This window comes from Acholeplasma oculi (assembly GCF_900166985.1).
In the GTDB taxonomy this organism is placed as follows: Bacteria; Bacillota_I; Bacilli_A; order Acholeplasmatales; family Acholeplasmataceae; genus Acholeplasma; species Acholeplasma oculi.
In genome coordinates this window covers 305,057-319,161 of the sequence record NZ_FUZK01000002.1, presented here as the reverse complement: position 1 = coordinate 319,161, position 14,105 = coordinate 305,057, and the positions used below count along the sequence as shown (strand labels likewise).

General features: G+C 30.8%; 13 protein-coding genes and 2 tRNA genes. 14 read left to right on the top strand and 1 reads right to left on the bottom strand.

The window, feature by feature from the left end; genetic code table 11:
- The 10 genes from hprK (at position 1) to B5X49_RS05585 (ending at position 8,726) form a co-directional block, all read left to right on the top strand.
- A complete protein-coding gene (hprK, locus tag B5X49_RS05630; protein ID WP_045748722.1) occupies positions 1-954 on the top strand; it encodes an HPr(Ser) kinase/phosphatase in 954 nt (317 codons plus the stop codon).
- Positions 941-2,470, top strand: a complete 1,530-nt coding sequence (lgt, locus tag B5X49_RS05625) for a prolipoprotein diacylglyceryl transferase (RefSeq protein WP_052669849.1) — start codon at positions 941-943, stop codon at positions 2,468-2,470. The genes hprK and lgt overlap by 14 nt, the downstream gene beginning before the upstream one ends.
- Positions 2,471-2,479: 9 nt before the next feature.
- On the top strand, positions 2,480-3,391 hold the full coding sequence (locus tag B5X49_RS05620) for an NAD(P)/FAD-dependent oxidoreductase (protein ID WP_045748723.1): 912 nt from the start codon (positions 2,480-2,482) through the stop codon (positions 3,389-3,391).
- Positions 3,392-3,409: 18 nt separating this feature from the next.
- Positions 3,410-4,339 (top strand): DNA-binding protein WhiA, encoded by a 930-nt coding sequence (whiA, locus tag B5X49_RS05615; protein ID WP_045748724.1) that lies wholly within the window; start codon positions 3,410-3,412, stop codon positions 4,337-4,339.
- Complete coding sequence (acpS, locus tag B5X49_RS05610) at positions 4,336-4,692, top strand: holo-ACP synthase (RefSeq protein ID WP_045748725.1); 357 nt, start codon at positions 4,336-4,338, stop codon at positions 4,690-4,692. Before whiA ends, acpS begins: the two co-directional genes overlap by 4 nt.
- 66 nt (positions 4,693-4,758) lie before the next feature.
- Positions 4,759-5,454, top strand: coding sequence for a hypothetical protein (locus B5X49_RS05605; protein WP_045748726.1), 696 nt, complete (start codon positions 4,759-4,761; stop codon positions 5,452-5,454).
- A gap of 57 nt (positions 5,455-5,511) precedes the next feature.
- Entirely contained in the window at positions 5,512-7,686 is a 2,175-nt protein-coding gene (locus B5X49_RS05600) for a Tex family protein (RefSeq protein WP_045748727.1), read from the top strand.
- Positions 7,687-7,785: 99 nt separating this feature from the next.
- A tRNA-Ser gene (locus B5X49_RS05595) sits at positions 7,786-7,876 on the top strand.
- Between the two features lie 4 nt (positions 7,877-7,880).
- Positions 7,881-7,956, top strand: a tRNA-Glu gene (locus tag B5X49_RS05590).
- 440 nt (positions 7,957-8,396) lie between these two features.
- Positions 8,397-8,726 (top strand): DUF1905 domain-containing protein, encoded by a 330-nt coding sequence (locus tag B5X49_RS05585; RefSeq protein WP_045748728.1) that lies wholly within the window; start codon positions 8,397-8,399, stop codon positions 8,724-8,726.
- Positions 8,727-8,916: 190 nt separating this feature from the next.
- On the opposite strand, the gene B5X49_RS05580 is transcribed toward B5X49_RS05585, so the two are convergent.
- A complete protein-coding gene (locus tag B5X49_RS05580) occupies positions 8,917-9,837 on the bottom strand; it encodes a helix-turn-helix domain-containing protein (protein ID WP_045748729.1) in 921 nt (306 codons plus the stop codon).
- Between the two features lie 91 nt (positions 9,838-9,928).
- Between B5X49_RS05580 and B5X49_RS05575 the strand changes: the two genes are divergently transcribed.
- From B5X49_RS05575 to B5X49_RS05560, 4 genes are all read left to right on the top strand, one after another.
- Positions 9,929-10,138, top strand: coding sequence for a hypothetical protein (locus B5X49_RS05575; RefSeq protein WP_045748730.1), 210 nt, complete (start codon positions 9,929-9,931; stop codon positions 10,136-10,138).
- Positions 10,139-10,323: 185 nt separating this feature from the next.
- Positions 10,324-11,145 carry a hypothetical protein gene (locus tag B5X49_RS05570; protein ID WP_045748731.1) on the top strand — a complete coding sequence of 274 codons (822 nt, stop codon included), beginning with the start codon at positions 10,324-10,326 and terminating at the stop codon, positions 11,143-11,145.
- Positions 11,146-11,248: 103 nt separating this feature from the next.
- Entirely contained in the window at positions 11,249-11,710 is a 462-nt protein-coding gene (locus B5X49_RS05565) for a hypothetical protein (protein ID WP_045748732.1), read from the top strand.
- Positions 11,707-13,995, top strand: a complete 2,289-nt coding sequence (locus B5X49_RS05560) for an ABC transporter ATP-binding protein/permease (RefSeq protein ID WP_052669852.1) — start codon at positions 11,707-11,709, stop codon at positions 13,993-13,995. The genes B5X49_RS05565 and B5X49_RS05560 overlap by 4 nt, the downstream gene beginning before the upstream one ends.
- Positions 13,996-14,105 lie beyond the last annotated feature (110 nt).

The window sequence follows — 14,105 nt, the reverse complement described above, 5'->3', positions numbered from 1 at the left end:
ATGGCTTATACAAGAACAATTTCTGTTAAGAAAATTGCTAAAGATATGGAACTGAATTTAATTGCTGGAGGTAAAGGAGAAGATAGAAGAGTCTCTGTTGAAATGCTAGCAAGACCAGGTGTAGAGTTCGCTGGATTCCTTGATTTTTATGATCCAGAGCGTATCTTATTAATTGGGTCTAAAGAAGCACACTTTTTAATGTTACTCGATGAAGATACACAAATCAAACGTGTCGATGCAGTTTTAAAATTATTACCACCCGCAGTTATATTTAGTGTGAATGTTGAAATACCTGAATATTTTAAAACACTATCCAATAAGTACGATGTGCCAATCTATCATTCTAATGAACGTACAACACCTATTAACTCCAAACTTTATGCGTATTTAAGAAGTGCACTTGCACCAAGAGAAACAATCCATGGAACACTATTAGATATTTATGGACTAGGAACTTTAATTATTGGTAAGTCTGGTGTAGGTAAATCAGAAACTGCATTAGAACTAATTAAAAGAAATCATATTTTAGTTGCGGATGACCGAGTCGATGTTTATGAAACAGCTCCAGGGATATTAATTGGTCAAGCACCTAAAATTATTGAGCGCTATTTAGAGATTAGAGGTATTGGTATTGTGGATGTTGTTCAAATGCTAGGTGCAGGCGCATTTAGAGAAAATAAAAAAATTAGACTTGTTATTGAACTTGAACATTGGGATCAATCTAAAAACTATGACCGACTTGGTCTTGAAACTGAAACATATGCAATCTTTGGCTCTAAGATTCCAAAGATGACAATTCCTGTATTACCTGGTAGAAATAATGCAACATTAGTAGAGTCTGCAGCCATGAATCAAAAGTTGAAATACTTAGGATATAATGCAGCAGAAGAATTGATTAAGAATGTTGCAACTAAAGCTGCATCTAAAGGAGATGACGACGATGAAAACTTTTAAGAAATATCAAAATTATTTTGTATACGGTGGAATGTTACTTACATTCTTAGTATTAGTATTAATTGCAACACGTGGTGCTGCACCTTATAGTAGTACAGCATTTAGATTGGGGTCCTTTGGTGTACAGTGGTATGCAGTCTTCATCTTAACTGGTATCGTATTTGGTGGTATCTTAGCATTTATTGAACTGAAACGATTTAATATGGATCCAAATATTATTTGGGATGGATTATTAATTTTTATTCCATCTGCACTTGCAGGTGCCAGACTTTGGTACGTGATCTTTAATTTAGACAGATACACAAATGATCCTTTACAAGCATTTGATTTAACAAGAGGTGGTTTAGGTATTCATGGAGCGATTATAGCTGTATTTTTAGGGTTAATTTTATATACGAAATATAAGAAAGTCAATTATTTTTTAATTCTTGATTTGGTAGCTCCGGGATTTTTAATCGGACAAACATTAGGTCGATGGGGTAATTTCATGAACCGTGAATTATATGGTCCTGAAGTTGCAAGTTTAGATTGGTTACCAGCATTCATTAAAGATAACATGGTCTTTGGAAATAAACTACATCACCCAACATTCTTATATGAAAGCATTTGGAATTTAATCGGTCTTATTTTAATTCTTGCATTTAGAAAACAAAAGTTTGTTAAAATTGGTGATATTGTTTCCTTTTACTTAGTTTGGTATGGTATTGGTAGAATTCCTAATGAGATTTTAAGAATGTCAAGCGGTGTTCCAGAACCATTAATGCTCTTTAATATTCCAGTAAGTATTGCAACATCCGTTGGATTAATCCTTGCAGGTCTTGCTATATTTATAGGTAAGCGTATATATGCTAAAGAGATGGGACCTTATAATCAAGCAAGTCTAAAAGCAGTCTTATTTGATTTAGATGGTACAGTAATTGATACCATTCAAATCATTTATAAAACACTTAGACAAACCTTTGCAGTCTATTTCCCGGAATTAAAATTAACAGAAAAAGAATTAAAACCATTTGTAGGACCTACATTAAACGAAAGCTTTGGTTGGTATGAAAAAGACCCAACCCGTATTTTAGAAATGATTGAAACATACCGAAACTTTAACCGTGAAAATCATGAAAAAGATGGTGTGAAGGCATTTCCACATGCTAAAGAATTATTCCAAATTTTAAAATCACACAACTACAAAATTGGAATTGTTTCAAGCAAACAAAATTACTTTGTAAAACTAGGTTTAAGTCAAAATGATTTATTAGAATATGTGGACTGTATTATTGGTAGTGATGACACACCTAAACATAAACCAGATCCACTTCCATTAAAACTCGCACTAGAAAAACTAGAAGTAAGTAAAGATAGAGCGTTTTATGTAGGAGATCACCCATTTGATATAGAAGCAGCAAAAGCACTTGGAATTCCATCCATTGGTGTTTCATATACAACGCATTTAGAAGCTTTACTTGCATCTAAACCAGATTATTTAGTGGATGATTTAGAAAAAATATTATATATACTTTGAGGTGATTTCATGATTTATGATGTATTAATTATTGGTTCAGGTCCAGCAGGCATGACAGCAGCAATCTATGCGAAACGTGCAAACTTAAATGTGATGATGTTTGAAAAAGGTGCTCCAGGCGGGCAAATTGTTAATACATTTGAAGTTGAAAACTATCCAGGATTTAAAAAACTTTCTGGATATGAACTGGCAACCAACATGTTTGAACATGTTCTTGAGTTAGGTGTACCTGTAACATTTGAAGAAGTTAAAAATGTTATTGATTTAGGAAAAATAAAAGAAGTACATACAGAAAATGGAATATATCAAACAAAAACAGTTTTAATAGCAACAGGTGTAGTTCCAAGAAGTTTAGGTGTACCGAATGAAGATAAATTTCAAGCTAATGGTATTTCATGGTGTGCAATATGTGATGGTCCTTTATATAAAGATAAAAAGGTTATTGTTGTGGGTGGCGGAAACAGTGCAGTTGAAGAATCCTTATTCTTAACCAATATTGCAACCCATATTACCGTTGTCCAAAATCTAGATCATTTAACAGCAGACCCAAAAGCTGTTGAACTCTTAAAGCAAGCAAAAAATGTGGATATTATTTATAATGCAGAAGTAAAAGAGTTTTTAGGAGACGCACAATTAGAAGGCGCTCGTATACAAACCAAAGAAGGATTTAAAGATATCCAAGCGGATGGTGTTTTTGAATATATCGGACTTGTACCTATTACAACGTTTGTTAGTGATTTAAACATTACCAATTCAATGGGTTATGTCGAAGTATCTGATACATTTGAAACTAAAGTTCCAGGAATCTTTTCTGCTGGAGACTGTAATGTAAAAAAGATTCGACAAATAGTAACTGCAGTTAGTGACGGTGCAATTGCAACACAAAACATTATTAAGTATTTAGAAAACCAACATGAATAAGAAGGGATTTGAAAAAATTTGAGTTTTGCTAAAATTGTTAAAGAAGAACTCTCACAACTTAATACAACCAATGAAGAACAATTAGCAGAGTTATCTGCTATGTTTGACCTTGCTTCTGAGTTAAGTATTTCAAACCATGAACAAACACTTTGGTTTAAATCAAATAATCCAACCGTTTCAAGACGTTTTTTAACAATGCTTAAAAGACAGTATAAAATTGAGAATACATTACTCACTAAAAAACAAGGTAACTTTAAAAAAGGATATCAAATTGCATTAGGCGTTAAAGAGTCTCTTGAACAGATTAAGTTTGAACATGGTATTTTTAATGAGGATGATCAATCGGATTTACTCACACAGAGTCCTGAAACTAAACTAGGTTATTTAAGAGGTGCATTCTTGACGTCTGGCTCAGTAAATGATCCAAAAACAGCAGAATATCACCTAGAAATATACGGAGATAATTCGGATGTTATTTTGAAAATACAACAGTTAATGAATCTGTTTGATTTAAACGCTAAAATAACAAAAAGAAGAAAAGGATTTATTGTATATTTAAAAGATGCATCCAATATAGAGGATTTCTTAAGACTTATAGGTGCAAGTGATACTGTATTTGAATATGAGGATATTCGTATTAAAAGAGATTTTAACAATTCGATTAATCGAATACTGAACTGTGAGATAGCTAACGAGAAAAAAACAATCGTTGCAGCCAATCAACAAATTAAAGATATTGAACTCATCTTAAAATATAGAGTACCACTTAATGAGAAACTTCAACAAGTTGTTGACTTAAGACTACAAAACCCAGATGCCTCCTTAAATGAGTTGATTGAAAACTTTGAGGCAACCTATCAAGAAACTATTACAAAATCTGGCTTAAATCATCGCTTTAAAAAATTAAGTGAAATTGCTTTAGGCTTAAAGGAAGGTAATGAATCATGATTAAATCTATTGGTAGTGATTTAGTTGAAGTTAATCGTATTAAGGATATTGGAATTGACCGTTTTAAAGATAGAGTTTTAAGTGAGGAAGAACTTAAAGAATATCTTTTAATTACACATGATAAAAGAAAATTATCTTATTTAGCAGGAAGGTTTGCTGCTAAAGAAGCATTATTCAAATGTTTTAAAAAAGGCAATAAAACTGCTAATTATAAGGATTTCTCGGTACTCAATGATAAGGACGGAGCACCCTATATTGTATCTAAATATACCGAACAATATGTGACACATATTACAATCACACATGAAGAACATTATGCAATTGCATTTGTTATATTAGAAACACTCGAATAGGTTGTAAAATTCATAGTTTTTCGCTATAATAAGAATGCTTAAAAAATTTACAAGGATGTGGAAAAAATGGCTCGTGTTAAAAAAGAAGTAGTAAAAAAGAAAGTTGAAGTTAAACCTGAGGTAGATACCAGAGGGATTAAAGAAGAATCTGAAAAAGGAGAATTATTTTTCAAGATTGTATTAATCGTTATGGCGGTTGCACTCTTTGGTGTAATTACATATTTCGTTGTGGATGCAATTATTGGAAACAATCAAACAGCACCATCTAAGCGTTATGAAGATAGTAACTATGTAACAGTTGCTGATGTCAATCGTATTAAAAATGGTGAGAACTTTGAAAACATTTCTCATAAGGGTTTAAGACATGCACTCGATAATTATGCATATGTTTATGTATTATATTATGCAGATGCTACAGAGGCATTAACAGATTCTCAAAAAGATCGTCAAAACTTAGCATTAGAAGTTGCAGATGATTTAGTAGGATTAGATACAGTTGAAACAAAAACATTTGATGGATTTGAATATTTTGTAATTACAGATGATATTGCAATATTCTTCTTAGATACATCAGATGCAGCAAATGCTGACTGGCAAGCATCTATCGATACATCAGCTGGACAAGCAGCAAATGCAAATGTTCCTTCATTATTAGAAGTGTTCAATGGTGAGGACTTAAACTTCTTTGGACCATGGAATGCAGCTGGTAAAAACAAGGCTACAATCGATAAACTAACTGAAGTACTTGAAGGATTAAATTAACAAATAAAAGGGAAAGTACTTTTTCCCTTTATTTATTCATGGAGGAGGAATTTTTATATGAATGAGCAATTAATACAAGATGTATCCAAAGATTTAAAACTACCGATATCTAAAGTAAAAGTTGTTTTAGAACTTTTAGCAGATGGAGCAACCATTCCCTTTATTGCAAGATACCGTAAAGAAATGACCGGTGGAATGGATGAAGAACAAATCTTTCAAATCAATCAAGCTTTTGAATATGCAAAGAATTTACAAAAACGTAAAGATGATGTGATTCGATTAATCGATGAAAAAGGATTATTAACGGATGAACTCAAAGAAGAAATTACAAAGGCAACCAAATTAGTTGAAGTTGAGGATTTATACCGTCCATTTAAAGAAAAGAAAAAAACAAAAGCAACAGATGCAATTGCAAAGGGTTTAGAGCCTCTTGCAAAATTCTTATTATCTTTCCCAAATAAAGATGTTGAAGAAGAAGCAAAGCTTTATGTAAAAGATGATGTTAAAGATGTAAAAGAAGCACTTGAAGGGGCAAAATATATTGTTGCAGAATGGATTAGTGATGATGCAACATACCGTAAATATTTAAGAGATTATCTCTTTAAGTATGGACTTATAATCACATCAGTTAAAAAAGATGGAAAAACTTTAGATGAAAAATCTGTATATGAAATCTATTATGATTATCAACAACCTATTTCAAAAATTAAACCACATCAAGTTTTAGCAATCAACCGTGCTGAATCTGAAAAGATCATTACAGTAAAACTTGATGGGACTAAAGAACAAATGGAAAACTACTTGAAAAAAGAAGTGATTAAAAAATCATCTCTTGCAGACAAGTATTTAGAAGATGCCATCATAGATTCCTTAAAGCGTCTTATTTTTCCTTCTATTGAACGTGAAATCCGTAGCGAATTATCAGATAAAGCAGAAGATCAAGCAATTGATGTCTTTGCAGATAATTTAAGTAAACTCCTATTACAACCCCCATTAAAAGGTAAAGTTATTTTAGGGGTAGACCCAGCATTTAGAACAGGTTGTAAATGGTGTGTTGTCGATTCAACCGGTATGGTATTAGAAAAAGGTGTTATTTATCCACACGAAAAACAATTAGGTTCTAAAGCAGATAAAGATTTAGTCTTTGAAGCTGAACTTAAAATTAAAGTTTTATATGTAAAATATAAATTTGAACTTGTAGCAATTGGAAATGGAACAGCATCAAGAGAAACTGAGAAGTTCATTGCAAACGTCATTAAAGAAAAGAATTTAGATGCTAAATACATCATCGTCAATGAAGCAGGTGCATCAGTTTATAGTGCAAGTGATGTCGCAAGAGAAGAATTCCCAGATTATAGTGTTGAAGAACGAAGTGCAGCATCCATTGCAAGACGTCTACAAGACCCACTTGCTGAACTTGTAAAAATTGATCCTAAATCGATTGGTGTGGGTCAATATCAACATGATGTAACACCTAAAAAATTAGATGATTCATTAAACTTTGTTGTTACACAAGTTGTTAACCAAGTTGGAGTGAATGCGAATACCGCATCTAAATCTTTATTAATGTATGTTTCAGGGTTGAGTAAGCAAGTTGCTGAAAACTTTGTTAATTATAGAAATGAAACAGGTGGATTTAAATCTAGAGAAGATATCTTAAAAGTTCCTAAATTAGGACCTAAAGCATATGAACAAGCTGTTGGATTCTTAAGAATTCCAGAGTCTGATGAAATACTAGACCATACATCCATTCACCCTGAGAGCTATGAACTCGCTAAAAAGGTCATGAAAAAACTATCCATTAATCCAGATGATATTGGTAAAGCTTCCATGAGATTATGGACAGATAATATCAATAGAGAAGAAACAGCTAAAGAACTAGGAACTGACAAATATACATTAGATTTAATTCTAGATGCATTTGTTGCACCGATGAGAGACCCAAGAGATGATTACCAACAACCGATATTAAAATCGGATGTATTATCAATTGAAGATCTGAAAATTGGAATGGAATTAGAAGGTACCGTACGAAATGTTACTGATTTTGGAGCGTTTGTTGATATTGGATTAAAGAACGATGGACTTGTTCATATTTCAAAATTATCAGATAAATTCATTAAACATCCTAAAGATGTTGTATCCGTAGGACAAATTGTGAAGGTATGGGTTTTAAACATCGATATACCTAAACAAAAAGTTGGATTAAGTATGATCAATACACTGAACTAAACGCATTTAAATGAGCAGTTCTAAATATTAAAAATATAATTGACTTTATGACTAAAATAAGTTAATATAATAAGGCATGAATAAATTCATGTCTTAAACGGAGTGATACTCAAGAGGTCGAAGAGGGCGCACTGCTAACGCGTTAGACGGGTAATACCGTGCGAGGGTTCAAATCCCTCTCGCTCCGCCATAATGGCCCGTTGGAGAAACGGTTAACTCACATGCCTTTCACGCATGCATTCATGGGTTCAAATCCCATACGGGTCACCAACTTTAAACAAAATGCTCTTCTCATATATGAGAAGAGTTTTTTATTTTTGTTAGGCTGAGAAGTTGATAGAACATCATGCTAAAATCGTTGTCTTTATTAGTTTATATTTATACCACTTATTTTGGCATTTCTGATATCTTTTTTGCCGTTTATATCTACACTCCTGTTTCATAAAACTTATGTGTAGATAAATTTTGGATGACTCTTGTTTTTGCGTGGTACACATGGTAAACGTGGTAAATTTTGTAATCTTAAAAAATAGGATTCTAATATTCATGGTGTAAATAAAGAGCAGTAGATGCAAAAAATAAGAATTCAAACTGTGTTAGAATATAAAGAAGGAGGATGACATCATCCATCATCTCATATAGAGAAATGTTTAATATTAAAAAAGAGATGTTATATAAAATATAATCATCGAAATAGAGGAGATTATAAAATGAAAAAGTTATTAGATCATCAAAAATTGACCTTGATTTATCAACCTGGATTTGGATCATGGACATATCATTTGGTTATACCAAAGACAGCAAGCATCAAAGGCACTTGGGGTTCTCTTAGAGTCATCGGAAAAATCGATGACTATATTCTACATGAGCATAATCTCGCACCAAGAAAAGATGAAGATAAAATTATCTCAATCAATAAAAAAATTAGATCAACAATCAATAAATCTGGTGGAGATTTGGTTACAGTCACGCTCTATTTGCTTGAATGGTTTGACACGGAAGAGGAAATCAGTAAAGTATTTGAAACCATCATGTTATGATGCATTTGGGTTAAGATAAAAAGTTAAAAGATAAGGGAAATTTAATCATATCCTCGGGAAAGTCTTCAGTTACGGGTTACAACTTTAAACAAAATGCTCTTCTCATTTATGAGAAGAGCATTTTATTTTAGTTTCTAGACTAATAGTTTTTTAAACTAACTAATTTAGGTCTCTATAAAAAGTAGTGTTATTATTTATGATGTTTGCTTGTTAAATCTCTAATATCAATATCAAATCGTTCTTTAAATAAATCTTTATATTTTGCAATCTTATTCTGATTATCTTCCATTGATAATAAAGAAATACATTTGAAAAGATATTCATTTCTTTTTTCTATATGGTTTAATTCATGAGAGGCTGCAGCTGCGAAATAATAAAGTGTGTCTAGTAAATAGAATGATCTCATTGCCATAGAATACTTGATACCTTCATTTGAGTAATAAAGCATCTTTTCATAGTTTTCTGTGATACTAAAATATCTAGCCAATTCTTTTAAAACTAATACAAGCACTCTGATATTATGACCACTTACAACTGTGACGTTATTATCGATATATGATGCTAATTTTTCTGCAATAACATGGATATCCTTAAAGGTATCAAAATGAAAGAAAGATATTAAAATCAAGAGCTCTGATGTAGTAAGGGCTCTTTTCTTCAACAAATTATCTAAATCAACTAACTTTTTTGTTTTATTAATCGTCACAAATTCACTATTAATCTTTGTGAAATAGTCAAACATGTTTTTTGAATGTTTAAATAATAAAAGATCATTATCAGAGATTAAATGACGTTCATCAATAGACATAAATAAATCGTTTGATTTATCACTATTATTACTAATGACCGCATTATATAAATCGTTAACAGCTTGTGTTTGCTTAACTTTCTCAGTTTCCAACTCCATAATGACGAATTCGGCATTAAATCCTAAGCGCTTTGCAAGTTTATCTAATATTAAATAAGAGAGTGTTGAATCTCCATTCATATAACGTCTATACTGGCGCATTGAAATAATATCAAATAAAAAATCCTCTTGCGAAATATTACGATATGATCTTAATTTATCTATAAAAAGTGCAATTTCTCTTGATTGGTCAAATTTTCTCATCCTAACACCTCAAAAAGTGACACATGTGCGCTACTCTTCTTTCTAATTTAACACGAAAATAGAAGAAAAACAAGGGAAGGAGAGTCAATACATGAAAAAACTGTTTATACTTTTATTTGTGTTATTGATTGGTGTGGCAACATTGAATAGCAAAAACGATCCATTAATTACCGAAAGATTTACAGAATTAATCAGTGATGTAGAATTTGATACTGAATTTAATGAAGAAGAGTTTGATTATACTGTTATTGTATCAAAAAAATATTCAGATGATGTTGGAATGTCTGAGTGGGTAGGTTAACGACTATCTACTAGTTTATAGATAATAGTTTAATAACCATTTTAAGTATAGTAGGTTTTAAGCTAAATCTTTCAGGATAAAAATCAACATTATTAATAAAAAGACATATATTATTATATACTTTGACAAATAAGTGACATTATAATAAAATGAATGTGTATTATAAAATAAAAAAGGAGAAAAAAATGAGAACAATCTTCGTAAGACTGACTTTAATTATGTTGATGATTAGTTTAGGAGTATTCATGGCACCTAAGAGTTTTGCAATCAATGATTTTGAAAGTGGGGTCCATGGTTTCACAGTGGATGCAGATGCTTATAATGTCAATTGGGAATCTAGACGTACCCAAAATACATATTATCAAGGTAATGTAACCACTACGGTTAATACCTACATAGGGATTGCTAGATCTAAATATGTAATATCAGATGGTAGAACTGTAGCAACAGTTATGGTAAAATCTATTGTCAATCCTAGAGCATTTTCTTATACAACAACTTTCTTATGGATTACAAATCATCATACAGGTTATGCAATTATGGATGAGCTTAGTTACACAGCTCAGCTGACTGGATTTGAGATGGTGGATGTTGATCCGAAAAATACTCCATCTACAAATACATACAATATTGGTGTAAATGCAGGATTAACGGCATCAACAGCAAATGGAGGAACATTTGGCGGTAGTCTTGGAATTTCTGCATCAACCACATTTACTGTAAGTGCATTAAAAATTACCAATCAATCTATTTCAGCAGATGGTCTAGGTAAAACGGTATTTGAATATGTAGATCCATTATGGAGATGGGAGTGGGAAAGATTAAGTTATGCCCACTATGAATCTACTCAAAGATCTGCGTATACTGTTTTCAAATCCTCGACAAGACAGTATAAAACATTTATCATCAATGTTAAAACAGATGCCATAAGTCAATCACCAAACTACTGGTCTGATTTTTTAGGATTTAAATCTTCCTCATCATATCACGCATCAATTCTCATATAAAGGAGATATAAAAATAAGAAAGCTACTTATCATTGCTATATTTAACTTAATATTAGTTTTAGGCGCCTGCACCACCACTATCAACAATAATGTTCAATCTTTAGTGGACAGTTTTAACTCTGCAGATCTTGATTTCCAACTATACTACATTGGAAAAAAAGAAGAAATGTTAGATTTAAAAGTTGAGTATTTAGATACTATAGAGGATATCCCCGAAATGAAAGAAAATAAGAATACATTTATTATCATAAATAATATAGACGGGAAAATAAGTGTTACGTTCAATCAATTATTAAATTTAAAAGAAAAAATAGAGAATAATTCATACCAATTTTATTATGTTGGTTTAGAGCAACTCGAACTTTTTCATAATGCGGGCTTATTTCAAAATGAGATCATGGATCCAAGTTCACTTTCCTTTGGCTATGTTAAAGAAGGTGAAAACTATATCAATGTTATGGGGACATGGGATACTACAGCAAATGAAATTAAGAATCAAAATGAACTATTGTTCTTAGAATTGTTTTTATATGAATTCAAATATACAATTAATCGAAATCAATGATAAAGATAAATAATCTTACTAAAGTATATAGAAGAGACCAAAAAGATACACTTGCATTAAATAATTTAACATATACTTTTGAAAAGAAAGGTATGACTTTTATTATTGGAAAAAGTGGAAGTGGTAAATCTACTCTACTTCATTTACTAGGTAATCTGTTAAAGCCAACATCGGGTTCAATCGAATATGATTTTGAATCAAAAGACATTATTCATAATGTTGGCTTTATTTTCCAAGATTACAACTTAATTAATGATTTAACAGTAAAAGAAAATTTAAAGATTGCATATGAACTAAAGAATATTCAATATTATGAAGATGAGATTATCAGGATTTTGAAGAAATTCGATATGCTTGATTTAATTGATAAAAATACTGGGTTACTTTCAGGTGGAGAAGCCCAAAGAGTCTCTATTATAAGAGCAATTCTAACAAAGCCAAAAATTATCTTGGCGGATGAACCAACGGGTAATCTCGATACAATAAACTCAAAACTTGTTAACGACCTCCTACAAGAAATCTCAAAGGATACGCTTGTTGCTTATGTCACACATGATTTGGAAGTTGCTAACATCTATGCAAATACAATTATTGAATTAAAGGACGGTAACATCCAGTCAATTAAACACCCTAATAAACTACAAAATATAGATGGGGAAAGTGAAGCACATATAATTCGTAAAAATGCATCACTTTTTCCACGCCTTTTTAAACTATCTAATAGGTTCACATTTAAGAAACCAGTTAGATTTGGTTTAAGTATTATGTCATTTGTTTTAAGTTCATTGTTATTACTTCTGACTATTTCATTGAATGATTACCATGAAAATAGTGTAATTAGCAACTACTTTAGTCAGTATAACATCAATGAATATGTCCTTTATGAGGTGAATTCATATCAGGATTTATTCAATCAAAAAAATGAAAGAAAAGCTTATAAGGGAAGTTATTTGAAATCTTATCTAGAAGACAAGTTCGAGGATGACTTACTTAATGGAATTAAGTTCAATCAATTAAATAGCACAATTCTTACGACTTTCAATACGACCTTTGTTGAATCTCGATATTTTGAATTGGTTAACTTAACAATTGAAGGTGAAGTTATATCTTTACCAAATGAAGTATTAGTCTCTGATTATTTAGCGTTATCTAACAATCTTTCAATTGGAGATACTCTAATGATTGCTGGTATCAATTATCTGATATCAGGTATTTATAAAACTGATTTTGTAGAAAATGATTACATCATCAAAAAAACAACTGGAAATTTAAATCCAATTGATCGTTATTCAGAAACATATCGTTACTTGAATGTGTTTGTGCTTCAAGATAATTTAACAGAAATTAAAAACAATGATCAATTTAGAGTGGATCATTTTCAATTAATGAGAGAACCAACTTTAAATCAATCATTGAATTCAAATATCACATTTAGCGCTAATATAGTAGAAGAAGATTTAATTTTTGGTAGACTACCAGAAACGAATAATGAAATTGTACTTGATTTACAATACGCGCAGTTTTTAAATATGTTTGATGGTGTAACAATTAGTAATCAGAATCTATATTTATATGACTACCATAAGACATCTTTTAACCACACTTATGCAGATATACTTGATTTAAACGGTTATTTCGAGTCTGGTTTAACGGTTGTTGGTATTAGAGATAACCCAGGTCAATCCGTCTATTTAAATCAAGAAATGTATCAAACAATCAAATCAGTATATTATGATCATTATTATTTTGATCAGATAATGCTGATTAAAGATAATTACTTATATGAGTCTAGTTTAAATGATTTAAGAACAACAATCAAAATAGAAGAACCAGTCGTTCAAACAATTTATATGTTCAAAGAAATGCTTAAAACAATAGAATTATTATTAATAAGTGTTGTAGTTGTATTAATGATCATATCAGTATCTCTATTGGTATCAACGCTACTTACAATATTCTATGAAGCAAAAAATGATTTAGCAATACTAAAGAGCTTAGGACTTACCAACGCTGGTGTTAAAACAATCTTTAGTATTCAAAGTATTACATTTTGGATTATTAAGTTATTCTTGCTAATTGTAGTTTACTATATATCAATCTATCTGATCAACATTTACTACAATAGTTTATTTGTCTTAAAATATTTTGAAATCTATTTATTTGATTTGAAATCCTTAAGTATAACATCATTGATTGTGTTTGCAGTTATTCTATTAAGTAATCAATATTTGATACATAAAATTACTAAATTTGAAGTTTTAGATATCCTTAAGTCTGATTACTAAACAGTAAAGAAGAACCCAAGAGTTATCGTCTGGTTCAACCGGATTTTTTAGATAACTCTTTATTAATATTATGATTTTTTAAATAGTATGTTTTTTTGGTTATGATAAAA

Bases quoted from the DNA above. Each gene is read 5' to 3' on its own strand.
- B5X49_RS05580 (WP_045748729.1), bottom strand. From the start codon at position 9,837: ATGAGAAAATTTGACCAATCAAGAGAAATTGCACTTTTTATAGATAAA.
- B5X49_RS05560 (WP_052669852.1), top strand. From the start codon at position 11,707: ATGATAAAGATAAATAATCTTACTAAAGTATATAGAAGAGACCAAAAA.
- B5X49_RS05600 (WP_045748727.1), top strand. From the start codon at position 5,512: ATGAATGAGCAATTAATACAAGATGTATCCAAAGATTTAAAACTACCG.
- B5X49_RS05605 (WP_045748726.1), top strand. From the start codon at position 4,759: ATGGCTCGTGTTAAAAAAGAAGTAGTAAAAAAGAAAGTTGAAGTTAAA.
- B5X49_RS05570 (WP_045748731.1), top strand. From the start codon at position 10,324: ATGAGAACAATCTTCGTAAGACTGACTTTAATTATGTTGATGATTAGT.
- hprK (WP_045748722.1), top strand. From the start codon at position 1: ATGGCTTATACAAGAACAATTTCTGTTAAGAAAATTGCTAAAGATATG.
- B5X49_RS05620 (WP_045748723.1), top strand. From the start codon at position 2,480: ATGATTTATGATGTATTAATTATTGGTTCAGGTCCAGCAGGCATGACA.
- B5X49_RS05575 (WP_045748730.1), top strand. From the start codon at position 9,929: ATGAAAAAACTGTTTATACTTTTATTTGTGTTATTGATTGGTGTGGCA.
- B5X49_RS05585 (WP_045748728.1), top strand. From the start codon at position 8,397: ATGAAAAAGTTATTAGATCATCAAAAATTGACCTTGATTTATCAACCT.
- lgt (WP_052669849.1), top strand. From the start codon at position 941: ATGAAAACTTTTAAGAAATATCAAAATTATTTTGTATACGGTGGAATG.
- acpS (WP_045748725.1), top strand. From the start codon at position 4,336: ATGATTAAATCTATTGGTAGTGATTTAGTTGAAGTTAATCGTATTAAG.